The sequence below is a fragment of the Mesorhizobium sp. M2A.F.Ca.ET.037.01.1.1 genome, assembly GCF_003998075.1.
Classification (GTDB): domain Bacteria; phylum Pseudomonadota; class Alphaproteobacteria; order Rhizobiales; family Rhizobiaceae; genus Mesorhizobium.
In genome coordinates, this window is record NZ_RZSA01001280.1 from 1 (window position 1) to 1,547 (window position 1,547).

The 1,547-nt window shown below is 65.5% G+C and carries 2 pseudogenes; both read left to right on the forward strand.

The window, feature by feature from the left end:
• A pseudogene (locus tag EOA27_RS35910) lies at positions 1–1,192 on the forward strand (plasmid partitioning protein); the annotation flags it as partial.
• Between the two features lie 90 nt (positions 1,193–1,282).
• A pseudogene (locus EOA27_RS35915) lies at positions 1,283–1,547 on the forward strand (hypothetical protein); the annotation flags it as partial.

The following is a 1,547-nucleotide window of genomic DNA, read 5'->3' on the forward strand; positions in this document are numbered from 1 at the left end:
CCATCGCAGCCGCTTCGCTCGACGAGCAGAAGGAGGTTTGGAAGAAGCACAAGCCGTCCAAGGCCGATCCGCAGGTCTCGTGGTGGAGCGTGGCGCAGGGCCTGACGAAGACCCGGATGTACGCGCGCCATGCGAGCTTCGGCGACGACATGGCGCAGGCCTACGGCATCGCCTGGGTCGAGGACCTGTTCGCGCCGGCCGACGAGGACAGCCGCTACACCACCGACGTCGAGGCGTTCCTCGGCGCCCAGCAGGAGTGGATGGCAAACAATCTTCCGAGGAAGGGCGTCATCGTCGAGGCCGGCCAGTGGGGCGAGCCGAAGCTGCCGCCTAAGGCCGAACGCGTCTACGGCAAGCCTGCCAAGTCTGATTGCACGGCGATGTATCTCGACCGCGACGGCAAGGTGCAGTCGGTCGCGTACCGCATGCCGGAGGCGAAAAAGCGCAAGAAGGGCGAACAGCCTGTTGCCGAGGGTGACGACGCTCCGATCGTCGTGAACACCCGTCCCGATGTGACCCGCAAGGGCATCGAGATGATCGGCGACCTACGCACCGACGCGCTCCATGAGGCGCTTGCCCGCGCGCCGATCGAGGAGACACGCTGATGGCGCTGCTTGTTCTGGCCTTCGCCGGTCAGAATGTGACGGTCGCCTCCGGCGCACGCGACATCTCCTATTATGGGGCCGCAAGCCTCGGAGAGCACGCGTCGCGGCTGTTCAATGCGGAGGGCGCGCTCGAGTTCGACCTGGACACCCTGCGCGTCTCGGTGCGGTCGCTGCTGATCGACGTGCTCTCCTGCCGGGAGAACAAGTCGAACAGCGGCATTGTCGCCCGCGTGGCCGGCAATGCGATCGGCGCGGACAACTTCCTGTCCAATATGGGAACGGAGGAGTTCCTGTCCTGCCTGTCGCGGCCCGCGCTCGAAGGCTCCTGCAAGGACACGCCGGTACTTCCGCGCGCTCGCGTGAAAGACACGCGGGCCGCACTCGTCGAGCACTTCAGGGAGGAGCGCTTAGTTCATCCGGCCGCACTGTTCGCGCCGGATAAGGCCAGGCTCTCGTCCTGGCTGACCGGCAACACCGCGGGCGGCGAAGACGATCCCGACGATCAGGGCGAGGGTCTGGAGGCCGGTGACGATGCCGGCGGCGCTGAACTCACCGACGAGGAGCCCTTCCGCGAGGCCGCCGAGTAGCGAGCCGGCAACTTCATTGCGATTGCCATTCCGCCGCCGGCTCATTCCGGCGGCGGTCCTGTTTTAACAATCAGCACATGGGGGACATGAATGTCCGCGCATCTTATCTTTCACGCACCGATCGGTTCGCTCATCGCCTGGACCGACGACACACCTCGGCCGCCGGAACGGCACCGCAAGAAGCTGTCTCAATGGCAGACCAGCAACAGCAGGGGACGCCTCATCCGCAAGCAGGGCGAACGGGCGGTCGGCAGCATCAGCTTGCCGGCGAGCTTCACGCTGCATGAGGCCGATTACGGTTCCGGCGGTGTCATCGCCATCCGCGTTCATCGCACATTCTCAGCTGATTCCCGGC